Here is a 23,601-nt window from a genome sequence, read left to right as displayed (position 1 = left end):
CCTCAGGCCCCAGTTACTTTCATGTGGGAGGGTTAAACATAGGGTCAACCGGGTTGTTGAAGGGCCGCTCCATCAGTTCGCGCACCCGTTTCACTATATCATCCAGCACGGGAATGCGCTGACCACCTGAAGGACGAATCGCGAAATAAGAGACGTCGATTCTCGGCTCGAACGGGATGGCGACGACTTTGGCCCCCGCGGAGTGAAGGCTCGTACGGTCGACGATGCCTATCCCTATTCCGGATGCTGCGAAATGGCAGCAGTTCAGCATGGAGGTTTCCATCGTGCTTGCCGGCTGGTGGTCTTCCCTGGAAAACGCGCGGTCCAGCGCGAGCCTCAATGGAGAATTGCGGCCCGGGATCAGGACGCGTTCGTCCATAAGGTCGGCGGGCGTGATGATTTTCCGCGAGGCCAACCGGTGGTCTGGCGCCATTGCGGCGACAGCAGAGGAGCCATGCAGTAGGACCGCATTCTTGTCTGCCATGCGAGGGGAGCTGAAGACGAAGCCGAGATCGTAGCGGTTCTTGTCGACCATGTCCCAAATATGCCGGCTGTTCTCGACATCGATCACCAGCGGGATGTCCAGGCGGGTTCCCACGACGTCGATGATTGCCTGATGCAGGTAGGGCCGGACCAGCGAGGTTACGCTTGCGATCCTGAGCACGATGTTCTTGTGTCGGCGGATATCGTCAGCCGCCTGGGCGATCTGGTCTAGGCCGAGATAAAGCCGCTCGACCTCGCGGAAGAGCTGGGTTGCCTCGGCAGTTGGTACGAGCCGTGCCCCGACCCGTTCGAATAACGTGATCTGGACGATTTCCTCCAGATCGCGGATGAGGCGGCTGACGGCAGGCTGCGTCACGTTCATGGCGTCGGCGGCCGCGGTGATGCCCCCGGTCATCATTACGCTCCTGAAAGCTTCGACCTGTCGTGGTTTCAATCGCATGTGCGTGCCCTTCCCATAACATTAGGGCATGAACTGAATACGAAATGCAATTTTTCTTTTGCTTGCGGACGCTTTAACTGCGTTTCCAATCCGCAGGGAGAGTGCGGATTTCGGAAACACCCGGAGGAGCTCCAACATGAAATTCCTTACGATCGCAGCCGCATTGGCAGCGTCTGTTTTTGCCGTACCGTTTGCTGGCCATGCCACAGACCTGACGGTCGGATTGGCCGCATCGACCACGTCCATGGATCCGCAGTTCTACGTCGTCGGCCCGAACAGCGCGATGGCGCGCAATATCTTCGACGGCCTCGTCAATCAGGATGCGAAACAGCAGATTCAGCCGGCGCTTGCCACGTCCTGGAAAACGATCGACGACACGACCTGGGAGTTCAAGCTGCGCCCGGGTGTCAAGTTCCACGACGGCAGCGACTTCACTGCTGAGGACGTCGTTGCCAGCATCAAGCGCGTCCCTCTGGCTTCCAAGAACAGCCCGAGTTCGTTTGCCGCCTATGTGAAGGCGATCACCGAGATCACCGCCGTCGATCCGCTGACGGTCCGCATCAAGACCGATGGCCCGACGCCGCTTCTGCTCAATAACCTGAGCCGCATCGCCATCCTTCCGGCCGAAATGGAAAAGACGACAACGGAGGAGATGAATTCCGGCAAGGGCGTCATTGGCACCGGCCCGTTCAAATTCGTCTCCTGGACGCCGGACGACAATATCGTCGTCGCGCGCAACGACGATTACTGGGGCGAGAAGGCGGCCTGGGAAAAGGTGACGTTCCGGGTGTTCAAGAATGCCAGTGCCCGTGTTGCCGCCATGCTTTCCGGCGATGTCGACATGATCGAAAGCATTCCGACCGCCGACACGCGCAAGCTCCAGGCATCCGACAAGCTGAAAGTCGTCAATGTCGCGGGCAACCGGATCATGTACCTGCACATGGACCAGGGTCGCGAGGAATCGCCTTTCGCAAAAGGGCCTGACGGCAAGAACCCACTTTTGAAGCCGGAAGTGCGCCGCGCGCTCTCGTTGTCGATCAACCGCGAAGCGCTGGTCGACCGCATCATGGACGGGCAGGGGGTGCCGGCCGGTCAGGTCGTTCCGGAAGGCTATTTCGGCTATGACCCCGCCATCAAGGTCGACCCCTACGACCCGAACAAGGCCAAGCAGCTTTTGGCCGACGCCGGTTATCCGGACGGCTTTTCGCTGACCTTCCACGCCTCCAACGACCGCTATCCGAACGATTCCAAGGTCGCGCAAGCGGTTGGCCAGTTCTTCAGCCGCATCGGCATCAAGACGGAAGTGGCGACGCTGCCGGGCAGTGTCTACTTCACCCGTGCCTCGGCTCTGGAATTCAGCTTCATCATGGGCGGTGCCGCGGTCGAAACGGGGGAAGCGTCCGGCGTGCTCGGCCCCATCCTCGAAACCTACGGCGAGAAGGCCGGTCAGGGAAATCGTGGCCGCTACTCCAATCCTGAGTTCGACAAGGCGCTGAACGAGGCTCGCGGCACGCTGGACGATACCAAGCGGGAAGAGCTTCTGAAGAAGGCGACCGAGATCGCCATGACCGACCTTGGCGTCATCCCGGTCTTTTATCTCGCCAATACGTGGGCGGTTAATAAGGACCTTTCCTATGAGGGCCGTTCGGATGGCTACACGCTTCCTTATTACGTGAAGCAGAACTGACCGCGGCAGAGGCGATCCATCATGTCTTTCGGCGGCGTTTTTCCCTACCTTGTTTCGCCCATCGACCAGTCGGGTGCGGTCATGGAGGGCGTGCTGACCGACCTGGTGGATCACCTGATCGGACAGGGCGTCCATGGCCTGACGCCACTCGGCAGCACCGGTGAATTTGCCTATCTCTCCCAAGAGCAGCGGCGCCACGTCGTCGGCACGGTGATCTCGGCCAATCGCGGTCGGGTTCCCGTCGTCGCCGGCGTGGCGTCTACGTCGACCAGCGATGCCGTCGCGCAGACGGAATACATGGTCGAGGCGGGCGCTGACGGCATACTGGCTATTCTCGAAGCCTATTTCCCGATCAGCGACGAGGGCGTCGAAGCCTATTTTACGGCGATCGCCAAGGCGGCCAAGGGGCGGCCGGTCGTGCTCTATACCAATCCGCAATTCCAGCGCTCGGACCTAACCCTACCGGTCATCGAGCGGCTGAGCCATGTCGAGAACATCCGCTATATCAAGGATGCCTCGACGAATACGGGGCGTCTTCTCTCCATCATCGAGCGGACCCGCGGCCGGATGGAGGTGTTTGCCGCCTCCGCACATATTCCGGCCTGCGTGATGATGATCGGCGGAGTCGGCTGGATGGCCGGTCCCGCCTGTGTCGTGCCGCAGCAGAGCATTGCACTTTATGAAACTGCGAAGGCGGGAAACTGGGCCAAAGCCATGGAACTGCAGCGCCCGCTTTGGCGCGTCAATGAGCTATTCGCGAAATATTCGATCGCCGCCTGCATCAAGACGGCGCTCGAACTCCAGGGTTTTCCGGTTGGCGCGCCGATGGCGCCACAGATGCCGCTCGGCGAGGCGGCCCGTGCCGAGATCGGTGCGGTTCTGCGTGATGTCGGCGCGCTCTGAGCGCCGGCATGCGACTGACAATTCAAAGGCAATTTCGAAATGACTCCCATTCCGATCATCGTTGACTGCGATCCGGGGATCGACGATACGATCGCGCTCCTGACCGCTTTCGTTTCACCGGAACTCGATATCCTGGGCATCACGCCCGTTTGCGGCAACCAGCCGCTGGAACGCACCGTGCGGAATGCCCTTCAGGTCTGCGAACTCGGACGAAGAACGGAGATCCCGGTCTATGCCGGCTGTTTCCGCCCCATGTTTCGCGAGCCGATCTACGGCCAGTTCCATGGCCAGACCGGGCTTGGGAATACGGTGCTGCCGGATCCGGTGAAGGCGGTTGAAAAGAAGTCCGCCGTCGATTTTCTGATCGACACGCTGATTGCCGCAGCAGCCCTGCGGAAGCGCATCACCATCTGTTGCCTCGGACCGATGACCAATGTCGCGGTGGCGTTGCGGATGAGCCCGCAGATCGCCGAGGGCATCGAGCGCATCGTCATGATGGGTGGCGCCTATCGCGAGCCCGGCAACCGGACGATGACGGCGGAATTCAACGTGCTGGCCGATCCGCATGCCGCGCATGTCGTCTTTTCGAGCGGCATCCCGATCGTCGCGCTGGCGCTCGATGCGACGCATCAGGTGATGCTCAAGCCGGAGCACGTCGCGCAGTTCTCGAGTGTCAGCGGCCGGATCTCCGAAACGCTTGCGAAACTGATGGCGTTCTGGGATCGCAACGACGTGCGCCGTTACGGCTCGCGCGGCGGTCCGCTCCATGATCCGCTGGTGATCGCCTATCTGCTGGCGCCGCACCTCTTTAAGACCGAGCGCGCCCGTGTATTCGTCGAGCACGAAAGCGAGCTGTGCATGGGCCAGACCGTTGCCGACTGGTACGGCAAGAGTGGCCTGGAGCCCAATGCGGACATCGTCATCAGGGTCGATGCGGAAGGCGTGATCGCCTTCTTCCTGGAGCGTCTGTCACGTTATGCCGAAAAGGCCGTCGCATGAGCCGCACCCGGATCATCATCGACGCGGACCCCGGCGTTGACGATGCGGCGGCCATCCTCATGGCACTGGCATCGCCGGAGATCGACGTGCTCGGCCTGTCGATCGTTGCCGGAAACGTCCCGTTGAAGGATACGGTGACCAATGCCTGCAAGATTGTCGGCGTATCGGGACGCATCGATGTGCCGGTTTATGCGGGCGCTGCAGGTCCGCTGGTTCGCGATCAGGTCTTCGGCAAATATGCCAGGATCGGTGCGTTTAGCGATGAACTCGTCGCCCGCAGCAGTATCGTCCCTTCGGACGCACATGCGGTGCAGTTCATCGCGAGGTCGGCACGCGAAGCGGCGGAGGCCGGTGATCCGATCACAATCTGCGCGATGGGACCGATGACGAATATCGCGCTCGCCCTGATCCAGCATCCGGACGTGGCGCGCGGAATCCGCCGGATCGTCTCCATGGGAGGCGCATTCACGGCGCTCGGTCACCGCACGCCATGGGCCGAATTCAACATCTACGCAGATCCCCACGCGGCCGAAATCGTCTATCGTTCCGGCGTCCCGATCGTGGTGATGCCGCTCGACATGACCTTCCAGGCCCTGTTCACGGCACAGCATTTCGAGAGCTTTCGAGACAGGGGCGGCCGCGCGGGCGGCGCGCTCTACAATCTCTTCTCGGCCTTCGATCGCAGCGATATCGAGCGCTTCGGCCGCCTGGGCGGGCCTATTCATGACGCGACGACGATCGCGTGGCTGATCAAGCCTGAACTTTTCACGAGCCTCAGAGCTACCGTCGGCACCCAGGTAACCGGCCTCACGTTGGGTTATACCTATGCCGATTTTTACCAAAAGATGGACCGTGTCCCGAACGCCACCGTGGTGACTGACGTCGACGAGGCCGGATTCATCAATCTGCTGATCGAGCGCATCTCGCTTTACGGAAGTGTCGCGCCCGGTCCCAAATTACCGGGAGGTTGAATCTATGAGCGGTTATCTTTTAAGCCGATCGATCCAAACGGTTCTGACGCTATTCGTGATGTCGGTCCTGGTCTTCGTAGGCCTCTATCTCGTCGGCAATCCGGTCGACGTCCTGCTGAGTCCGACTGCCACGCCGACCGAGCGCCTGCAGGTCATCCAGTCGTTCGGCCTCGACAAGCCGGTCTGGGAACAATACTGGCTATTCCTGACCCGCGCGCTCTCCGGCGATCTCGGCAATTCGTTCGTCTTCAACCAGCCGGCGCTGACGCTGATCCTTAACCGTATGCCGGCGACGTTGGAGCTTGCCTTTGTCGCTCTGGTGATCGGGCTTGTTTTCGGCATTCCACTCGGCGTCTATGCTGGCCTGAAGCCAAAAAGTCTCGTTTCCAGGTCGGTCATGACCTTCTCGATCCTCGGTTTCAGCCTGCCGACCTTCTGGATCGGCCTCGTGATGGTCATGCTGTTCAGCGTCAAGCTCGGCTGGCTGCCGTCATCCGGGCGAGGTGATACAGTGTCGGTTTTCGGCGTCCCCATCAGCCTCTTCACGCTGGATGGCCTGTCCCATCTTCTTCTGCCGGCGCTGAACCTTGCACTGTTCAAGATATCGCTGATCATCCGCCTGACCCGCGCCGGCGTGCTGGAGACGATGCAGCTCGACTTCGTGCGTTTCGCCCGCGCCAAGGGCCTGCCGGAACGTCGCATCGTTCTCGTCCACGTGCTGAAGAACACGCTCATCCCGCTGATCACCGTGATCGGCCTGGAACTCGGTTCGCTGATCGCCTTCGCCGTCGTTACCGAAACCATCTTCGCCTGGCCGGGCATGGGCAAGCTGATCATCGACGCCATCGCCGTCCTCGATCGGCCCGTCATCCTCGCCTACCTGATGATCACAGTCGTGATGTTCAGCGTCATCAACCTTCTCGTCGACATCCTCTATTCGGTCGTCGACCCGCGCGTTCGTCTTGAAGGGAATTCGTGATGAGCCAGGACACAAACGCCGCAAGCTCGGTACATGCCGGCAACGGTCAGGCGCACCGCTCGCGGTCGCCGTTCCGCCAGACGATTTCCGCCCTTCTGAACGACAGGCTGGCGCTCGTCGGCATCCTTCTGGTGCTGGTCTTCATTCTCGCGGCGGTCTTCGCGCCGGTAATCGCACCGCAGAACCCCTACGACCTGTCACAGCTCGATATTCTCGACGGCCGGCTGCCGCCGGGTTCCGCGAGCATGAACGGCATGGTCTATCTGCTCGGCACCGACGACCAGGGCCGTGACCTCCTGAGCGCCATCCTCTATGGCTTGCGCACCAGTATCCTTGTGGGCATCTCGAGCGCCGCGATCGCACTGGTGATCGGCGCTTCGATCGGCCTTGTCAGCGCCTATGCCGGCGGCAGGCTCGATTCCTTCCTGATGCGCGTCGTCGATATCCAGCTCAGCTTCCCCGCGATCCTGATCGCCCTGATCTTCCTTGCCATCCTGGGGCAGGGCGTCGATAAGATCATCCTGGCGCTGATCGTCACCCAGTGGGCCTATTATGCCCGCACGATCCGCGGCTCGGCACTGGTGGAGCGCAAGCGCGCCTATGTGGATGCCGCCCGCTCGATGGCGCTCCCCGACCGGCGCATTCTCTTCCGGCACATCCTGCCGAACTGCCTGCCGCCGCTGATCGTCGTCGCGACGATGCGTGTCGCCTATGCGATCATGCTCGAGGCTACGCTTTCCTTCCTCGGCATCGGCCTGCCGGTTACCGAGCCGTCTCTCGGCCTTCTGATCTCGAACGGGTTCGAATATCTGCTGTCCGGCGACTACTGGATCAGCTTCTTTCCCGGCCTCGTTCTTCTGTTGCTCATCGTCGCGATCAACCTGATCGGCGACAGCCTGCGCGACATCCTCAATCCTCGGCGGGAGGGCTGAGCCATGTCCAATCCGATACTTTCGATTTCCAACCTCGATACCTCGTTCCGCGTCGGCGGCGAATGGCGAAACGTCGTGCGTGACGTCAGCTTCGATATCGGTCCGAGGGAGACCGTTGCCGTTGTCGGCGAGTCGGGCTCGGGTAAGAGCGTTACGGCCATGTCGATCATGCGACTTCTGCCGCCAGGCAATTCGCGCGTGACCGGCAGGATCGACTTCGAGGGGAGAAATTTGCTCGACCTGCCGCTCGATGAGATGCAGTCGATTCGCGGCAACCGCATCGGCATGATCTTCCAAGAACCGATGACGAGCCTCAATCCGGTGTTGAAGATCGGTCAGCAGATCACCGAGGTTCTCGTTCAGCATCGCGGCATGTCCCACGGCCAAGCTGAAGTCGAAGCGGTTCGGCTTCTCGAGAAGGTCCGTATTCCATCGGCGAAATCTCGCCTCAATGAGTATCCGATGAACTTTTCCGGCGGCATGCGGCAGCGCGTGGTCATCGCGATCGCGCTCGCCTGCGATCCGAAGCTGCTGATCGCCGACGAGCCGACGACGGCGCTCGATGTCACCATCCAGGCGCAGATTCTCGAGCTCATCAAGACGTTGCAGGAAGAGGAGGGCATGTCGGTCCTCTTCATCACCCACGACATGGGCGTGGTTGCCGAAATCTCCGACCGGACGGTAGTCATGTATCGCGGCGATGCGGTGGAGACGGGGACGACGCAGGAAATTTTTGCGGGCGCCAAGCATCCTTATACGCGGGCGCTCCTTTCTGCGGTGCCGCAGCTTGGTTCGATGACAGGTCTCGATCGGCCACTGCGCTTCCCGCAGGTCGACATGGCGACCGGCGAGATCCAGCCTGTCGAGCCGACGGCAGATACAGTGAAGCGCGATGCGGCTCCGATCCTGAAGGTCGACAATCTGGTGACGCGCTTCGACATCAAGAAGGGTTTCCTGCGCAAGACGGTCGGCCGAATTCATGCCGTCGAGGGCGTTTCCCTGCAAGTGCGGCAGGGTGAGACGTTGTCGCTGGTGGGTGAGTCCGGCTGCGGCAAGTCCACGACGGGCCGCTCGATCATCCGGCTGACGGATGCAAAGTCCGGCACGATCGAGATCGACGGCAAGAACGTGCTGGGCGCAGGCAAGTCGCAACTGGCGGACATCCGCCGGGAGGCACAGATGATCTTTCAGGATCCGTTCGAAAGCCTCAATCCGCGTATCCGTGTTGGTGATGCGATTGCAGAGCCTATCGTCACGCATGGGCTTGCCAATGCCACCGAGGCGAAGGAGCGGGTGGGCGAGTTGCTCGAACGCGTCGGGCTTTCAGCCTCGATGGCGGACCGTTTCCCGCATGAATTCTCCGGTGGCCAGCGCCAGCGCGTCTGCATCGCCCGCGCACTTGCCCTCGAACCCAAGCTGATCATCGCCGACGAATCCGTTTCGGCTCTCGATGTGTCGGTCAAGGCGCAGGTCATCAACCTGATGCTCGACCTGCAGGAGAAATACGGCCTCGGCTATCTCTTCATCAGCCACGACATGGCAGTGGTGGAACGGATCAGCCATCGCGTCGCGGTTATGTATCTCGGCGAGATCGTCGAAATCGGCCCACGGCAAGCCGTCTTCGAAAATCCGCAGCACGATTACACGAAGCGCCTGATGGCAGCCGTACCGATCGCCGACCCCGCTCGCCGGCAGACGCGACGGATCTCGAACGACGAAATCAGGAGCCCGTTCCGCGCGGCCGACTACGTGCCGCCGCAGCGCCGCTACCTGGAGGCGGGCGACGGCCATCTCTTCCTGGTTGCATAATAGAAGCGCATTCGGTGACGCGCCTGAAAGATCAGGCGGGAATCTCGACCTCGACATCGGTTGGAGCGGCGGCTTCACCTTGCCGCCTTTTCCCGGAAATTTCTACCGGCCGTTCTGTGCTGGTGGGTTTTCGCGCAGGGTTTTCGCGTGTTGCCTCAGCCTCGCCAGGCTGGTTGTCGAGGGTGGCAAGACGGAGTCGGGCCTTCATCACCAGGGATGCTTACCCGCCCATAATGCTCTTATTGGTTGTTCATTGCGTCGCATTGCGCCTCAGCACCGTCAGTCCGCCTGTGGGTGAAGCTGACGAAAGGCAAGAAAAACTTTCCAGATATTTGAATGGCTTAAGGGCTGGAGAGGCCAAAATGCCCCCTCGTCGCTGTCAGGTGCAGTTGACAGCGATCAAATCCGACGATCAATATATTTGTTATGGATACAGTATATTCAAATAGAATACAAGAGGAAGAGGGCGGCGTCAGACCTCTGTCCACGGTTCTCAAGACGATGGCCGTGCTGGACGTGCTTGCCGCAAGCCCGCGAGGAATGAAGCTGCCGGAGGTTGCCGCGGCCATGGAACTGTCGCGGCCAACGGCCTACCAGCGCCTCCTGACGCTCATCGAGGCCGGCTGGGTCGAGCAGGATCGGGAGATGCGCTACCGGCTCTCCATGCATGCCTGCCGGATTGCCGCTTCGGCCCTGGAGCAGGCCAATCTCGGCACCCGCGTCCAGCCGGTGCTGGAGATGCTGGTTCACCGTGTGAAGGAAACCGCCTCGCTGGCGGTACTCGACCGGGGCCTGCCCTGCATCGTCTCGCGTGTCGAATCCGAAAGCGTGCTGCGGGCGGAGCAGAAGATCGGCACCACGATGTCGCTCGAAGGCTCGGCATCCGGACGCATCCTCACAGCCTTTGCGGATGAACCGACTCTCGGTCGGTTGCGCGAAAGCGGCGAGCCGCTTGCATCGAGGGAGATACTCAGCGAGGCGCGCGAGAACGGTTATGCCCTGTCGAGCGGCTACACCCAGAGCGGCGTGACGGCGATCGCGGCGCCGATCTTCGATTTCCAGGGCAGGTGTACGTCGACCATCTCGCTGGTCATGCCCGAAACCCGTTTCGATCTCGAAACCTTCCGGGAGCCGCTCCTCGAAGCGGCGCGCACCATCACGAAAATGCAGCAGGGAGAGCGTTGACGGCGATGACCGTAACTTCTGGACGGGTGGCCGTGCGGCTGCCAAGAGCCAGTCACGAGGTGATGAAAACCTCGCGGCTGGCAGCAATGCAGCCAAGCAGGTTGAGCGGCACGCGGGCCTTCATGAACAAGATGATCCGCGAACGCTGGGATATTTCCAAAATCCGTTTCGATATCGACGGCAATGCCGAAGGCACCGTCATCTATTCCATCAAGGCGCCGTCCCAGGAGTTTTCCTTTATCGGCTTTTCCCGTCCGCCGAGCCGCGTTGCCCGCACCGGCCGGATCATCGGCCAGGCCTGGGATATGATGGGAACACTGATCGAAGGGCCAGCCAGCGAAGCAGAAATTGAGACTGCGCGGCGCGAGATACCGAAGCTCTATACTGGCCGCGCCACCGCGAAAACCCTGATCTGGTGCCGGTCGAACCGTTCGATGCGCGTCTTCGACCAGACGCTCGAAGCACTTGCCGAAGGTCGCCAGCCTTCCGTCACCGACCTTTCCAGGGTCTGCTATCTGATGCGCAATACGGGCCTCGACGGCAACGGCACGTTCGGTACGCGCTCCTTCCCGTCTCTCGGATCCCGGCATGCGCTCGGAGGCGTTCTGGAGGCCCAGCTTCTCACGGCCTACCTGATGCGGGAATTCTCCTGCGATCTCGTCGAGCATCTGGCGGCGAAGAAATCGGAAAAGGCGGTGCGGCTTGATCCGCGGCTCCGCCGCTATATCGGTGTGGGCAATGGCTCGGCGCTGGGATTGATCTTTTTTGTGCACAAGCATCCGCGGTTGATCGATGCCTTCATCCGCGCACGCGAGGAGGCGATCGCCATGGCGCGCGGACTGAAGCTCGAGCCGTCCGATCCGCGCGTGGCGAAGCTCATCGAACTGCTCGGCCAGGCGATTGTCTTCCGTAAGCAGGACCAGATGGTCTACGAGACCTTCGCCTCGAGCGACGAGATCGCCGCCGATCTAGACAACATGGTGGAAGCACTCGAAGAATTCCGCAGCAGCGGTACGGTACTTGGCCGAAAGGCCGATGTTCCGCTCGATATTCTGGCTTGCGAATTTGAAGCCGAGTCTGTTCCGGAAGCTTATGAGACCTTCCTGTCCTTGCTGATCGAGCTTGTGCCGGAGGAGGCGGATCGTCTGTTGAAAGCGATTCATGCGCCAGATGAACTGAATGTCTCTCCGGCAGAAACCGCAGAAAGCCTCGCTGGTCTCATCCGTGAGGAATATCAGTGGGCTCTCGACATCGATATGTCCCGTCCGGAAGCCTACGGATATGTCTGGTACAAGTCGGAGACCGCCGAGGAGCCGCGCCGCGGGGCACGTGAGGAAGTCCCCGATGCGCTCGATCTTGGCCTCGATGTCTGCGGGGACATCCAGTCGCTTTATGCTGTTCTCGGCAAGGTCGACGGCCAACTCAGCATCGCCCGTTTCCTGATGCAGCATCCTGAACACCGTCACATGGTTGCCCGCATACAGAGCCTCAGCGGCCTCGGCTATCACACGCCGCATGCAAACATCAATGCTGAAGAATTCGTGCCGATCGATCTCGTTCGGCTGATGAATGTCGGCTTCCACGGCATCGACAAGACCCGAGACTTCCTGAGTCGCAATCTGCGCGGCGTGCTCTATCACGGGGCGCCCACTCCCGACGATCTGCGCTCCGGCTACACCGGCACCTGGTATTATCCGGCGGAACCTGTTCTATGACCTCCTCGCATTCCAATGTTTCTATGCGCGTGATGCCCCGTGAAATGCGGCTGATGTCCGAGCGCATATTCTCGCTCAGCAGCCTGCCCAAGGGCTTCTTCCTCACGGTCGGCGACTTCCCGATGTATTCCCAAAAGCTCGGGCTCGGCGGTTTCGCGCTGTTTGAGGAGCGTTTCGAAAGCTTCAAATCCGCCGATCCTGCCCGCATCTCGATCACCTCCGAGGACGGCAATCGCCTCAAGCTCGATGCGGCTGGTGAACACGCGTGGTTCGTCCTTCCGGCGGTGATCGACCTTCTCGGCGAGTTGACGGCTCGCTTCGGTTCGGCGGAGTTGACGGCTGTCAACGTGGCAGACGCCGAGGAACTGGCAACCGCAGCAAGTTTCGGGGGGCGCACCGGTCTTACGATCACCGTTTCCGGCAACGTGCTCAACGCGGCTCCCGCGACTGTCACCGGTGATGTCCGGAAGGATGATCCCCTGCTCTGGGCCCTGCTTGAGGATGGGGTGCTGGTCGAGGCGGATCTCTGGTGGCGCATCTACCACCTGGCCAAGCAGGCGCTGGCAACCGACAGCGTCGTTTCCCGACGTCACGCCGGACCGATGATCATCAACGAGGACGGAACGATCATCGGACGCAAGGACAATGACGACGAAACGGATGTCAGCTTCCTGGCATCCAGACTCTCCGAACGTGAAAAGGAAGGCGCTGGATCGTGATCATCGACGGTTTGCAATGCGGGCATTTCGATCGCGCCGCCTTTGAAACCCTGCTCGCGGGAACTGTCGGCGGCGTCGTCAACACCTGCGGCTTCTGGGAAGGCGCGATCGAATCCATGGATTCGATCGGCCGCTGGCGCGATCTGGTCCGCGAAAACTCGGATATTGCCGAAATCGCGCTGACGGCGGACGACATCAGCCGGATTTCCGGGGAAGGCAAGCTCGCCATCATCATGGGCTTCCAGAACGCCAACCTCTTCCAGGGCCGCATCCGTTTCGTGGAGATGTTTGCAGAACTCGGCGTGCGCGTCGTTCAGCTCACCTACAACAACCAGAACGAGCTCGGCGGCTCCTGCTACGAGGTGGAAGATTCCGGCCTCGCCCGCTTCGGCAGGGAGGTCATCCGCGAAATGAATGCGGCCGGCATTCTCGTCGACTGCAGCCATGTCGGCGACCGCACGACGCTGGATGCGATCAAGGTTTCCGAAAAGCCGATCGCCGTCACCCATGCCAATGCGCAGTCGTTGTTCTTTCACAAGCGCAACAAATCTGATGACGTCATCAGGGCGCTCAGGGACACCGGCGGAGTGATCGGCTGTGCCGCCTATCGCAACATCACTGGGGATGAATACTGCAAGTCGATCGAGGCCTGGTGCACGATGGTGGCCCGCACGGTCGACATTGCCGGCATCGAGTCCGTCGCGATCGGTACCGACAAGAGCCACAATTTCACCGCCCCCGACTACGCCTGGATGCGCAAGGGCCGCTGGACCCGCGGCGAGGACTATGGCGCCAGCGCGGCGGGCAGGCCGCTCAAGGCTGCGCCGCCGGAATGGTTCCAGAAGGTCGAGGACATCAAGGTGATCCCGGATGGTCTGCGTGCCGTCGGCTTCTCGGAAGAGGAGGTCGCTAAGATCACTCACAAGAATTGGCTTCGGCTCTACGAAGCCACCTTCAGAAAACCATAAAAAGAGGAGAACTGATCATGCCCGGAATGAAGACTTTTCTCATGCCAGATCGTCGCAGTTTCCTGAAAACTGCCGCCGCCGCCGTCACCGCCTCGCTTGCCGCGCCCTATATCGTTCGCGCCCAGGAGAAGATCCTCTACGTGAATACCTGGGGCGGCCCCTGGGAAGCGGCGGCCAAGGCAAATCTCATCGATCCGTTCACCGCCGAGACCGGTATTCAGGTAAAGACCGTTTCTCCGGTTTCCTTCGCCAAGCTCGCCCAGCAGGTGAAGACGGGCACCTATGAATTCGACGTCACCACGCTCGGTGGCGGCGAACTCGTTCGCGCCAATCAGGCCGGCATTATCGAGGAGCTTGAGGCGCCTTATGAAGGCGGTCTCTTCGAAAACGGCGTCGCTTCGCATGCCTTCGCGACCGTCATCGCCTGGCGTACCGACAAGTATAAGGAAGCGCCGAAGACCTGGGCCGATTTCTGGAATGTCGAGAAATTCCCTGGCGGCCGTTCGCTGCAACGCTATGCAGCTCGCGTCATTCCGATCGCGCTGCTGGCCGATGGTGTCGCAGTGGAGGATCTTTATCCGCTCGATATCGATCGGGCCTTTAAGTCGCTCGACAAGATCAAGGATCATGTCCGCGTCTGGTGGACGGCCGGCGCCCAGTCGACTCAGATTCTCCGTGACGGCGAGATCGACATGATAGGCATCTGGCATGGCCGTTATTTCGAAGCGGAAAAGGCCGGCGCTCCGGTCGCCATGACGTGGAACCAGGGCGAGATCGAACGCGCCTATTGGGTTGTCGCCAAGGATACGCCAAACCTCGATAACGCCAAGAAGTTCGTGGAATTCGCAACGAGCGCCAAGCCGCTCGCCGGTTTTGCGAAGGCTGCCGATTACGGCGCGCTGAACCCGGCGTCCAACGAGTTCGTCAGCGCCGAAGACGCAAAGCGTATGCCGACCTCGCCAGAAAACTACAAGCTCACCTTCGAGCAGGATATGGCGAATTTCGGTGCCGACCCGGCAGAACTCGCCGAACGTTTTGAAGAGTGGGTTGCGAGCTGATCGGCTCCCGGATCAATCTGACCTGCTTGAGCGGCATCGCACGATGACTGTGCGCTGCCGTATCGACCCCGCTTGCCATGAGAAGGAACGGCAATGGGCATGAGCCTTTCAAGACTGACGGAAAAGACGAATATCTGGCCCTGGTTGCTGCTTGCACCGCTCGGCATCTACATGCTCGTCTTCTTCGTCGTGCCGCTCGCCGACGTGGCGATCATGAGCTTTACCGAACCGCGTGTTTCGTTCGCCGATTACCAGAAGGTTCTGACGGGCACGCTTTATCAGCGCGTCTTCGTCAACACCTTCGCGACTGCCGCTTTCGTGACGCTTAGCTGCCTCGCGGTCGGTTATCCGTTGGCCTATCTGATGGCGCATTCCAAGCCGCGCACGGCGATGCTCATCCTGCTTCTTGTGACCATGAGCTTCTGGACGAGCTTCCTGGTGCGCACCTATTCGTGGATGGTGCTGCTTGGCAACAACGGCCCGCTGATCGCCTTCCTGCAGATGATCGGCATCGAGCAACCCCCACAGCTCCTATTCACCCGTTTTTCCTCGACGCTCGCCATGGTGCACATCCTGGCGCCCTACATGATCATGAACATCTATTCGGTCATGAAGAAGATCGATCCGGCGCTGATCCGCTCGGCAGAAAGCCTCGGTGCCAAAGGCTGGTCGCTCTTCCGGCATGTCTACCTGCCGCTGACGGCACCTGGGATTGCCAATGGATCGGTGCTGGTCTTCGTTATCTGCCTCGGCTTCTACGTCACGCCGGTGCTGCTCGGCAGCCCGCGCGAACAGATGATCGCCGGCCTGATCGGCCATCAGATCGAGGAATTCCTGGCTTTTGGCCTCGGTTCCGCCATGGCGATGGTGCTGCTCGTCGTGACGCTCATCATCCTGACTATCTATCACCGCCGTTTCGGCCTCGACAAACTCTGGGGGTGATCGGTCATGAATACGTTCATGCGTTGGGCAGGCTTCATCGTCGTACTCTTCATTGCAGCACCGTTGGTCATTGTGGTGCCGATGTCCTTATCCAATGCGAGTTCGCTGCAGTTCCCGCCGCCCGGCTACTGGCTCGGCTACTACCGCGCCTATTTCACCGACCCCAATTGGCTCGTGCCCACCTGGAACAGCATTCTCATCGCTACCGCGACGACGATCCTAACCATGGCGCTGGTCGTGCCGGCAACCTTCGCGCTCGTGCGTCATCGCTTTCGCGGCAAAGGTTTCGCCGACCTGATGATGTTGATGCCGATGGCGGTTCCCCATATCGTCATGGCGATCGGGTACTATTCCTATTTCGGGCAGTTGAAGCTGGTCCATACCCATCTCGGCGTCATCCTCGCGCATACCTGCTTGTCTGTGCCGATCGCCTTCCTGGTGCTCTCCGCCAATCTCAAGGGTTTCGACCGCAATCTGGAGCGGGCGGCCCAGAGCCTGGGCGCAAGCCCCACAAGAACCTTTCTCCACATCACGCTGCCGATCCTGCGGCCGGGCCTGATCATCAGCTCGCTCTTCGCCTTCATCCAGTCGTTCGACGAGACCGTGGTGGCGATCTTCATTTCCGGCCGCGACGCGGAGACGCTGCCGCGCAAGATGTTCGACAGCATCCGCCAGGAGGCGGACCCGGTGATTGCAGTCATCTCGACGTTGCTCTTCTTCGCCGTGCTGATCGGTATCGCCGCTCCCTATTTCGTCGGCGCGCTCCGCAGTCGCGTGCCCAAGCCGAGCCGATCCGCCGGCGCACACTGATCCCAAGGATTTCTCATGACGAGCTACCTGCAACTCTCCAACATCACCAAGAGCTACGGGCATTTCACGGCGCTCGACAATGTAAGCCTCTCGGTCGACAAGGGAGAATTCGTGACCTTCCTAGGCCCGAGCGGCTCCGGCAAGACGACGACCTTGATGATCATCGCCGGCTTCGAGAAGGCGAGCGGCGGCGCGGTCGAGATCGGCGGGCAGTCGATCTCGCAACTCGCGCCGCATCAACGCAATATCGGCATAGTCTTCCAGAACTACGCGCTTTTCCCACACAAGACGGCCGTTGAGAACGTGTATTTTCCACTTCAGATGCGTGGCGTCAACCGTTCTCAAGGCTTGCGGCGGGCGGAAGACATGCTCTCGCTTGTCGGTCTCAAGGGTTTCGGCCATCGCCACCCGAAGGAACTTTCCGGCGGTCAGCAGCAACGCGTAGCGCTTGCCCGCGCGCTGGTCTTCGAGCCATCGCTGCTCCTGCTCGACGAACCGCTCGGCGCACTCGACAAGAACCTGCGTGAGCAGATGCAGATCGAGATCAAGCGCATCCAACGCAGCCTGGGCGTGACCACCATTTTCGTCACTCACGATCAGTCGGAAGCCATGTCCATGTCCGACCGCATCGTGGTTTTCGAGAAGGGGCGGATCGAGCAGGCGGCGGCACCCCTCGATATCTATCATCGCCCGCGCACCGCATTCGTCGCCACCTTCATCGGCGAGAGCAACCTCATTCCGGCAACCATCACCAATGCGATGACGAAGACGGCGGACAATCCGACGCTCGGGCCCTTTGACTATGCGGGCGGCGAAGCTCTCTCCGACGGTCAGAACGTGACGCTGCTCATTCGGCCGGAGCATATCAAGCTTTCACGCAATCCGATCGAGGGGCGCAAGAATGTGCGCATGAAGGTCGAAACCATCGTCAACTACGGTGACAATGCGCTCGTCATCGGCCGGGCAGGAGAACTCTCCATGCGGGTGCGCGTGCTTGGCGCGGACGTGGTGATCATCAAGGAAGGCGAGGAATGCTGCATCAGCTGGACGCCTGAAGCTGTCTTCGTCATCACCAAATAGGTAGCCCCATGAACTCTGACTTTTCGTCGATCATCCGGCGTTTCGGCGTCGGCCAGCGCGGCAGCCTCGCCGTCGCCCATCAAGGTACGGGTTATTTTGCCTGCACGCCTCAGGCACCCTATGACGGTTCGCTGAGCATTGCAGAGCAGACGCGGCAGCTTCTCGCCAAGGCAGAAGGCCGGCTGGCGGAAATCGGCAGCGCCAAGGAGGGCCTCATCTTCTGCGCGATCATGCTGGCGGACATGGATGATTATGCCGCTATGAACGAGGTCTGGGACGATTGGGTCTCCGGCATCGCGCCGCCGGCGCGCGCCTGTTTCGAAGCACGATTGGCGAGCCCGGACCTGAAGGTCGAGATGATCATGGTTTCCGCGGCGAACGCGGCCTGATCAGACGATTGCGGCTTCGATGAGGAACGGTCCCCTGCGGGAGAGGGCGGCGGTATAGAGCTTTATGAATTCCTCGACAGTCGTGGCGCGGTCGGCTTCAACGCCGAGGCCCTTGGCAAGCGAGCACCAGTCGAGTTTCGGCTGGTCGAGGTCGAGCATCTTGCGCGCATTGGCGCCATAGGAATTCACGCCGACATTGGTCATCTCGCCCTGCAGGATGCGATAGGCGTTGTTCGCAAAGACGATCGTCACGATGTCGAGTTGCTCGCGTGCCTGGGTCCACAGGCCCTGAACCGTGTACATGCCGCTGCCGTCAGCCTGCATCGCCACAACCTTGCGATCCGGCGCGCCGATCGCAGCACCTGCCGCAAGCGGGATGCCGATGCCGATCGAACCGCCGGTGATGGGCAGGTGGTCGTGCGGGTGAAGGCCGGGCGCGAGTGCGGTATGCTGGCCGATCGAGGTCAGTGCCTCGTCAATGATGATGGCATTTTCCGGCAGGTGGCGGGCGATCGCCAGGCTGACGGAATCCGGTGTTAGAGCACCGTTTGGCACCTGTATCTCGTTCTGACGGAAAGCGTTGCGGGCGAAGTCCGCATTCGGCCTGATGCCGAGCCCATCCGCCAGTTGCTCCAGCGCATCGGCGAGATCGTGCTCATGCTCGGCGAGCTGGATCACCCGGCAGTCCGGTGGCAACGTCGTGCTCGGCTTGCCGGGATAGGCGAAGAAGGTAACGGGGCGAGGCCCGCCGATGCAGATCGCCACCTCGAATTCCTTCAACGCCTCGATCGCCAGCTCGATATTATAAGGAACGGGCTGTACCAAAACGCGCCCCGCACCGCGTGCGCTTCTGGCCGACGATGTCGAGAAAAGAGCCGCACCGGTTGCCGCCGCAATACGACCGGCGGTCTCGACCGGCTTTTCGCGCAGGGCGTGGCCGGAGAGGATGATCACGGCGCGTTTGCCGCTGCGAAGCGCCGCGACGGAAGCCTTCAACGCTTCCGGTTCGATTGCCGGAGGCTCGGGGATGGTAACGGGAGAAAGCGTTTCCGGCGAAACCTCGCCCCAGGCGGCATCGGCCGGCAGGATCATCGTCGAGACGCCGCGGCGGGTGATCGACGCGGCAAAGCCCTCTTCGGTGCAACGGCGTATATCGTGAGGTCCGCCGGCACGTCCGACCCAATGGGACATCGGACGTGCCAGACTTTCGATATCACTCGTCAGCGGTGCATCATATTGCAGGTGATAGGATGCATGATCGCCGACGACGTTGAGAATGGGCGTGCGTGCGCGACGAGCGTTGTGAAGGTTGGCAAGACCGTTGGCGAGGCCGGGTCCCAGATGCAGGAGTGTCGCAGCAGGCTTGTCCGCCATGCGAGCGTAGCCATCGGCAGCTCCCGTCACAACGCCTTCCGAAAGACCGAGGACGCAGCGCATGGCGGGCTTGCGGTCGAGCGCCGCGACGAAATGCATCTCCGATGTACCAGGATTGGCGAAACAGACGTCGATGCCGTTTACCAGCAGGACATCACAAAGCATATCGGCGCCGTTCATGCAGTTCCCTCTTTTTCGTCTATACCGGCATCCATTCGCACGGACGCAGCTCAGGCTGCCACTGGAGCGGTCGCATCCGAAAATGCGGCTTCGATCGAAGCTTCGAGAATGTTAAGCCCTTCTTCAAGAACATCCCATTCGATCGTCAGCGGCGGGAGCAACCGGATCACGTTAAGACGCGTTCCGCAAGAGAGTAGAATGAGGCCGCGGGCTTCCGCTTCCGCAACAATACGGTTGGTGATCGCCGGGCTGGCCGCCTTGGACTCGCGGTCCTCAACCAGTTCGAATGCCACCATGGCGCCGAGTCCGCGGACTTCACCGATGCGTTCCATGCCCTGGCGCGATGCGATCGACGTCAACCGCTCCGTGATCCTGCGCCCGACTTCCGCCGCGCGCTCGCAGAGCCTTTCATTTTCGATGACGTCGAGCACTGCATTGGCGGCCGCGACGCTCAGCGGATTGCCGGCATAGGTGCCGCCAAGACCGCCGGGATGCGCCGCATTCATGATCTCGGCCTTTCCGGTGACGGCGGAAAGCGGGAAACCGCCGGCTAGTCCCTTCGCCATGGTGACGAGGTCCGGCTTGACGCCGGCATGCTCGAATCCGAACATTTTTCCCGTGCGGGCCATTCCAGCCTGCACCTCGTCGGCGATCAGCACGATCCCGTATCTATCGGCGATCTCGCGGAGCCGGATGAGGAATTCCTTCGGCGCGATGTTGAAGCCGCCTTCGCCCTGCACGGGCTCGACGATGAACGCCGCGATTCGTTCCGGATCGACGTCTGCGGCGAACAGGCGTTCCAGACCGGCGATCGCATCTTCGATCGAGAAGCCGAGATAGGGGTTGGGGAAGGGGGCGTGATAGATATCGGCCGGGAAGGGACCGAAATTCTTCTTGTAGGGCATGACTTTGCCGGTAAGAGCCATGCCGAGCATGGTGCGGCCGTGGAAGGCGCCTGAGAACGCGATGATACCGGCACGGCCGGTATGGGCACGCGCGATCTTGACCGCATTTTCTACAGCCTCGGCGCCGGTCGTTACCAGCATGGTGCGGTTCTCTGCACCGGTCGGCGCTATCGCGTTCAGCCGTTCGGCGAGCCTTACATAGCCCTCATAAGGCGCCACGTGGAAGCAGGTATGGGTGAAGCGTTCGGCCTGTTCGGCGACGGCGCGCATAATGGTCGGGTGACGATGACCCGTATTGTTGACGGCGATGCCGGCCGCGAAATCGATGAAGCGCCTGCCGTCCACATCCCAAAGTTCGGCGTTCAGTGCCTTCTCCGCGAAGATGGCGCGGGTGCCAACGCCACCTGCCACGGCAGCTTTCTGGCGCGAATGCAGATCTGATGAAACGGTCATCGCAGTGTCCCCTGATGTCGATGATCAAGGTATATCTTTGCTCAATATTTTGAGCAATAGGGCAGCCCTAGGAATTACAGATAAGGTGGAGAGCAGGCGGAGATGACGATCGTGCGGCGATCGGAAAGGTTCCGGAAGCGATGCGGCACGCGGCTGTCGAAGAGATAGGCCTCGCCAGTCTTGAGCACGCGCACCTCATCGCCGACGGTGACCTCCAATTCGCCCTCGACCACATACCCTCCTTCGGACGAAGCATGCTGCAGCAGCGTGTCGCCGGTATCCGCGTTCGGTTCGTAGACTTCATGGAGAATCTGGAGGTTATGTGTCCGCGCATCGCCGATCTGGCGAAAAACGAGTGTTCCGTCATCGCCGCCGGAAATCGGCGAGGCGGCGATTTTCGAGGTCAGATCAACCAGTTCATGCGCCGAGAAGAACGGGCCTTTCGGGGGGCTGCGCTCCGGCTCGAAAAAATCACCCATGCCGACGCCGAGGCCGTTCAGGATTTTGCGCAATGTCGCGACTGAAGGGCTGACCTTGTTGGTCTCCACGTTCGATATCTGAGCATGCGGCACACCAGCTCGCTCTGCGAGCTGACGCTGGGATAGGCCGGCTGCCAGTCGCATGGCGTTGAGCCGTGCCCCGATATCGAATATTTGGTCCATCGGCATGATCCAGATTTTGTAGAGGCGGTTATGCCAAGGATGGCTCGAAGGATCAACTGGATCATATTTTGAGCGATCACGCACCGCAAAAGATCGCATCCGGCTTCGGTCCGCCTCGTAACAGGCCTGAACATCTAATCGTTATTAATAGTTGGGGCACGTTGACTCCCGGCGGGGCCGGTCTCTATTCAGATCGCCACAAGCTTGGCGCACCGAGGGAGAGATGATGCGGGTTATCCAGGCGATCGATGAGCTGCGCGATAGTTTGCGTCTGCTGGCAAAGCCCGGAAAGCGGGTCGGATTTGTTCCCACCATGGGCTATCTGCACGCCGGCCATATGGAACTCGTCTCGCGAGCCCGCGCGGAAAACGACATTGTCGTAACCTCGATCTTCGTAAATCCATTGCAGTTCGGCGCCAATGAGGATCTGAGCCGGTATCCACGCGATCTGCCGCGCGACAGCAGCATGCTGGAGGCTGCCGGTGTCGATATCCTGTTCGCCCCGGGCGGTGAGGACATGTACCCCCGTCCCATGCTCACCGTCGTCGACGTGCCTGATCTCGGGTGCGAACTGGAAGGCGCGGTGCGACCGGGTCATTTTGCCGGTGTCGCCACGGTGGTCTGCAAACTCTTCAATATCGTCCAGCCGCAGACGGCCTATTTCGGTGAAAAGGACTATCAGCAGGTTGTCATCATCAAGCGAATGGTCGAAGACTTGGCGCTTCCGGTTCGGGTGATTGCCGTTCCAACTGTACGGGATACAGACGGGCTGGCTCTTTCCTCGCGCAATGTCTATCTTTCCGAGGTGGAGCGGCGCGCCGCAACGATCGTGCCGCGTACCCTCGACGAAGCGGAACGACTTGTGCGTTCGGGCCAGACCGATCCGGTCAGGCTTGAGGAAATGCTGCGCGAATTCATCGGCCGGGAACCCTTGGCAAATGCGGAGGTCGTTGCAGTGAGAGATGCTTCGACCTTGCAGCCCGTCGCATTGATTGACGAGCCGGTCGTCGTCGCGCTGTTCGTCCGCATCGGCTCCACCCGGCTTCTTGACAACAGGGTCATTGGCCGCCGAGGCGTGCAATGAAAGAGAGATTTCGATGAGTGTCCCGGCAAGACAAGGGCGCATTACGCCGAAGCGTATCCGTTCAATGAAAGGCGGGCAGCCGATCGTCTGCCTGACCGCGTATACGACACCGATGGCACGTCTGCTGGATGCGCATTGCGATCTGTTGCTTGTCGGAGATTCGCTCGGCATGGTCCTCTACGGCATGGAGACGACCGTTTCGGTGACGCTCGATATGATGATTGCTCACGGAAAGGCAGTCATGCGAGGTGTCAGAAATGCGTGCGTCGTCGTCGACATGCCTTTCGGCTCCTATCAGGAGTCCAGGGAGGTCGCTTTCCGGAATGCCGTCCGCCTTCTCCAGGAAACAGGATGCGATGCGGTGAAGCTCGAAGGCGGAGAGGAGATGGCTGAGACTATTGCCTTTTTGTCGACGCGGGGCGTTCCCGTGCTCGGTCATATCGGCCTGATGCCCCAGCAGGTTCACACGGCCGGTGGTTATCGTTCGGTCGGCCATTCGGATGAGGAGTCTGCAAAGCTTCGGCGTGACGCAAGCGCCATCGGCAGCTCTGGAGCATTTGCAGTTGTCATTGAAGGAATCGTTGAAACTCTTGCCCGGGAGCTGACGGCGCTGGTTGATGTTCCCACCATTGGCATCGGTGCATCCTCGGCATGCGACGGCCAGATTCTGGTCTCCGATGACATGCTGGGCCTCTTCAACGACTTCACGCCCCGCTTCGTGAAACGGTATGACGAACTGGGTCAGCGGGTTGACAAGGCAGCCGAGGATTATGCGCGTGAAGTTCGTGCACGCCAGTTCCCGGCGCCTGAACATACGTTCAAGCGCCGATCGTGAGTTCGGGTTTTGTCCGGTA

Annotated in this window: 22 protein-coding genes; 18 read left to right on the top strand and 4 right to left on the bottom strand. The window is 60.7% G+C overall.

From position 1 onward, the window contains the following. Nucleotides 1-19: 19 nt before the first annotated feature. Nucleotides 20-943, bottom strand: coding sequence for a LysR family transcriptional regulator (locus J2046_RS11085; RefSeq protein ID WP_210051739.1), 924 nt, complete (start codon nt 941-943; stop codon nt 20-22). Between the two features lie 136 nt (nt 944-1,079). On the opposite strand from J2046_RS11085, the gene J2046_RS11080 reads away from it, so the two are divergent. The 16 genes from J2046_RS11080 to J2046_RS11005 all read left to right on the top strand — a co-directional run bounded on the left by J2046_RS11080 (nt 1,080) and on the right by J2046_RS11005 (nt 18,089). After that, nucleotides 1,080-2,630, top strand: a complete 1,551-nt coding sequence (locus J2046_RS11080; RefSeq protein ID WP_210051738.1) for an ABC transporter substrate-binding protein — start codon at nt 1,080-1,082, stop codon at nt 2,628-2,630. Between the two features lie 21 nt (nt 2,631-2,651). Then, the gene (locus tag J2046_RS11075) at nt 2,652-3,533 is read left to right on the top strand and encodes a dihydrodipicolinate synthase family protein (RefSeq protein ID WP_037145732.1); all 882 of its coding nucleotides are present in this window, start codon (nt 2,652-2,654) and stop codon (nt 3,531-3,533) included. 39 nt (nt 3,534-3,572) lie between these two features. After that, entirely contained in the window at nt 3,573-4,532 is a 960-nt protein-coding gene (locus J2046_RS11070) for a nucleoside hydrolase (RefSeq protein WP_210051737.1), read from the top strand. Continuing rightward, nucleotides 4,529-5,503, top strand: a complete 975-nt coding sequence (locus J2046_RS11065) for a nucleoside hydrolase (protein WP_210051736.1) — start codon at nt 4,529-4,531, stop codon at nt 5,501-5,503. The genes J2046_RS11070 and J2046_RS11065 overlap by 4 nt, the downstream gene beginning before the upstream one ends. A gap of 4 nt (nt 5,504-5,507) precedes the next feature. Next, a complete protein-coding gene (locus tag J2046_RS11060) occupies nt 5,508-6,482 on the top strand; it encodes an ABC transporter permease (protein WP_210051735.1) in 975 nt (324 codons plus the stop codon). Continuing rightward, nucleotides 6,482-7,414 (top strand): ABC transporter permease, encoded by a 933-nt coding sequence (locus J2046_RS11055; RefSeq protein ID WP_210051734.1) that lies wholly within the window; start codon nt 6,482-6,484, stop codon nt 7,412-7,414. Before J2046_RS11060 ends, J2046_RS11055 begins: the two co-directional genes overlap by 1 nt. 3 nt (nt 7,415-7,417) lie before the next feature. After that, complete coding sequence (locus J2046_RS11050; protein WP_210051733.1) at nt 7,418-9,223, top strand: ABC transporter ATP-binding protein; 1,806 nt, start codon at nt 7,418-7,420, stop codon at nt 9,221-9,223. Nucleotides 9,224-9,649: 426 nt separating this feature from the next. Further along, complete coding sequence (locus J2046_RS11045; protein ID WP_210051732.1) at nt 9,650-10,408, top strand: IclR family transcriptional regulator; 759 nt, start codon at nt 9,650-9,652, stop codon at nt 10,406-10,408. Nucleotides 10,409-10,413: 5 nt separating this feature from the next. Further along, entirely contained in the window at nt 10,414-12,123 is a 1,710-nt protein-coding gene (locus J2046_RS11040; RefSeq protein ID WP_233469691.1) for a hypothetical protein, read from the top strand. Further along, on the top strand, nt 12,120-12,842 hold the full coding sequence (locus J2046_RS11035; RefSeq protein ID WP_210051731.1) for a hypothetical protein: 723 nt from the start codon (nt 12,120-12,122) through the stop codon (nt 12,840-12,842). The genes J2046_RS11040 and J2046_RS11035 overlap by 4 nt, the downstream gene beginning before the upstream one ends. Next, nucleotides 12,839-13,810: a dipeptidase gene (locus J2046_RS11030; protein WP_210051730.1), complete on the top strand. Its 972-nt coding sequence runs from the start codon at nt 12,839-12,841 to the stop codon at nt 13,808-13,810. Before J2046_RS11035 ends, J2046_RS11030 begins: the two co-directional genes overlap by 4 nt. Before the next feature lie 17 nt (nt 13,811-13,827). Next, a complete protein-coding gene (locus J2046_RS11025) occupies nt 13,828-14,868 on the top strand; it encodes an ABC transporter substrate-binding protein (RefSeq protein WP_210051729.1) in 1,041 nt (346 codons plus the stop codon). Nucleotides 14,869-14,961: 93 nt separating this feature from the next. Next, nucleotides 14,962-15,810, top strand: coding sequence for an ABC transporter permease (locus tag J2046_RS11020; protein ID WP_210051728.1), 849 nt, complete (start codon nt 14,962-14,964; stop codon nt 15,808-15,810). Nucleotides 15,811-15,816: 6 nt separating this feature from the next. Then, the gene (locus tag J2046_RS11015; RefSeq protein WP_210051727.1) at nt 15,817-16,620 is read left to right on the top strand and encodes an ABC transporter permease; all 804 of its coding nucleotides are present in this window, start codon (nt 15,817-15,819) and stop codon (nt 16,618-16,620) included. Between the two features lie 15 nt (nt 16,621-16,635). Next, nucleotides 16,636-17,700 (top strand): ABC transporter ATP-binding protein, encoded by a 1,065-nt coding sequence (locus J2046_RS11010; protein ID WP_210051726.1) that lies wholly within the window; start codon nt 16,636-16,638, stop codon nt 17,698-17,700. Nucleotides 17,701-17,708: 8 nt separating this feature from the next. Beyond that, nucleotides 17,709-18,089, top strand: a complete 381-nt coding sequence (locus J2046_RS11005; RefSeq protein ID WP_210051725.1) for a RidA family protein — start codon at nt 17,709-17,711, stop codon at nt 18,087-18,089. Here J2046_RS11005 and J2046_RS11000 read toward each other — a convergent pair whose 3' ends face one another. The 3 genes from J2046_RS11000 to J2046_RS10990 all read right to left on the bottom strand — a co-directional run bounded on the left by J2046_RS11000 (nt 18,090) and on the right by J2046_RS10990 (nt 21,663). Beyond that, the gene (locus tag J2046_RS11000) at nt 18,090-19,643 is read right to left on the bottom strand and encodes an acetolactate synthase large subunit (protein WP_210051724.1); all 1,554 of its coding nucleotides are present in this window, start codon (nt 19,641-19,643) and stop codon (nt 18,090-18,092) included. A 50-nt stretch (nt 19,644-19,693) separates the two neighbouring features. Continuing rightward, nucleotides 19,694-21,001: a 4-aminobutyrate--2-oxoglutarate transaminase gene (gene gabT, locus J2046_RS10995; protein WP_210051723.1), complete on the bottom strand. Its 1,308-nt coding sequence runs from the start codon at nt 20,999-21,001 to the stop codon at nt 19,694-19,696. Nucleotides 21,002-21,075: 74 nt separating this feature from the next. Beyond that, a complete protein-coding gene (locus J2046_RS10990; RefSeq protein ID WP_210051722.1) occupies nt 21,076-21,663 on the bottom strand; it encodes a cupin domain-containing protein in 588 nt (195 codons plus the stop codon). 226 nt (nt 21,664-21,889) lie between these two features. On the opposite strand from J2046_RS10990, the gene panC reads away from it, so the two are divergent. Further along, nucleotides 21,890-22,747 (top strand): pantoate--beta-alanine ligase, encoded by an 858-nt coding sequence (gene panC, locus J2046_RS10985; protein WP_210051721.1) that lies wholly within the window; start codon nt 21,890-21,892, stop codon nt 22,745-22,747. Between the two features lie 13 nt (nt 22,748-22,760). Then, nucleotides 22,761-23,582, top strand: coding sequence for a 3-methyl-2-oxobutanoate hydroxymethyltransferase (gene panB / locus J2046_RS10980; RefSeq protein WP_210051720.1), 822 nt, complete (start codon nt 22,761-22,763; stop codon nt 23,580-23,582). Nucleotides 23,583-23,601 lie beyond the last annotated feature (19 nt).

Source organism: Neorhizobium petrolearium (assembly GCF_017873175.1).
GTDB lineage: Bacteria > Pseudomonadota > Alphaproteobacteria > Rhizobiales > Rhizobiaceae > Neorhizobium > Neorhizobium petrolearium.
This window is presented reverse-complemented; position numbering and strand designations above follow the sequence as displayed.

Excerpts from the sequence above, each read along its gene's own strand:
- J2046_RS11060 (WP_210051735.1), top strand. The coding sequence starts at position 5,508 with ATGAGCGGTTATCTTTTAAGCCGATCGATCCAAACGGTTCTGACGCTA.
- gabT (WP_210051723.1), bottom strand. The coding sequence starts at position 21,001 with ATGACCGTTTCATCAGATCTGCATTCGCGCCAGAAAGCTGCCGTGGCA.
- J2046_RS11040 (WP_233469691.1), top strand. The coding sequence starts at position 10,414 with ATGACCGTAACTTCTGGACGGGTGGCCGTGCGGCTGCCAAGAGCCAGT.
- J2046_RS11015 (WP_210051727.1), top strand. The coding sequence starts at position 15,817 with ATGAATACGTTCATGCGTTGGGCAGGCTTCATCGTCGTACTCTTCATT.
- J2046_RS11005 (WP_210051725.1), top strand. The coding sequence starts at position 17,709 with ATGAACTCTGACTTTTCGTCGATCATCCGGCGTTTCGGCGTCGGCCAG.
- J2046_RS10990 (WP_210051722.1), bottom strand. The coding sequence starts at position 21,663 with ATGGACCAAATATTCGATATCGGGGCACGGCTCAACGCCATGCGACTG.
- J2046_RS11045 (WP_210051732.1), top strand. The coding sequence starts at position 9,650 with ATGGATACAGTATATTCAAATAGAATACAAGAGGAAGAGGGCGGCGTC.
- J2046_RS11085 (WP_210051739.1), bottom strand. The coding sequence starts at position 943 with ATGCGATTGAAACCACGACAGGTCGAAGCTTTCAGGAGCGTAATGATG.
- J2046_RS11020 (WP_210051728.1), top strand. The coding sequence starts at position 14,962 with ATGGGCATGAGCCTTTCAAGACTGACGGAAAAGACGAATATCTGGCCC.
- J2046_RS11055 (WP_210051734.1), top strand. The coding sequence starts at position 6,482 with ATGAGCCAGGACACAAACGCCGCAAGCTCGGTACATGCCGGCAACGGT.
- J2046_RS11010 (WP_210051726.1), top strand. The coding sequence starts at position 16,636 with ATGACGAGCTACCTGCAACTCTCCAACATCACCAAGAGCTACGGGCAT.
- panB (WP_210051720.1), top strand. The coding sequence starts at position 22,761 with ATGAGTGTCCCGGCAAGACAAGGGCGCATTACGCCGAAGCGTATCCGT.
- J2046_RS11070 (WP_210051737.1), top strand. The coding sequence starts at position 3,573 with ATGACTCCCATTCCGATCATCGTTGACTGCGATCCGGGGATCGACGAT.
- J2046_RS11000 (WP_210051724.1), bottom strand. The coding sequence starts at position 19,643 with ATGAACGGCGCCGATATGCTTTGTGATGTCCTGCTGGTAAACGGCATC.
- J2046_RS11050 (WP_210051733.1), top strand. The coding sequence starts at position 7,418 with ATGTCCAATCCGATACTTTCGATTTCCAACCTCGATACCTCGTTCCGC.
- panC (WP_210051721.1), top strand. The coding sequence starts at position 21,890 with ATGCGGGTTATCCAGGCGATCGATGAGCTGCGCGATAGTTTGCGTCTG.
- J2046_RS11080 (WP_210051738.1), top strand. The coding sequence starts at position 1,080 with ATGAAATTCCTTACGATCGCAGCCGCATTGGCAGCGTCTGTTTTTGCC.
- J2046_RS11035 (WP_210051731.1), top strand. The coding sequence starts at position 12,120 with ATGACCTCCTCGCATTCCAATGTTTCTATGCGCGTGATGCCCCGTGAA.
- J2046_RS11065 (WP_210051736.1), top strand. The coding sequence starts at position 4,529 with ATGAGCCGCACCCGGATCATCATCGACGCGGACCCCGGCGTTGACGAT.
- J2046_RS11075 (WP_037145732.1), top strand. The coding sequence starts at position 2,652 with ATGTCTTTCGGCGGCGTTTTTCCCTACCTTGTTTCGCCCATCGACCAG.
- J2046_RS11025 (WP_210051729.1), top strand. The coding sequence starts at position 13,828 with ATGCCCGGAATGAAGACTTTTCTCATGCCAGATCGTCGCAGTTTCCTG.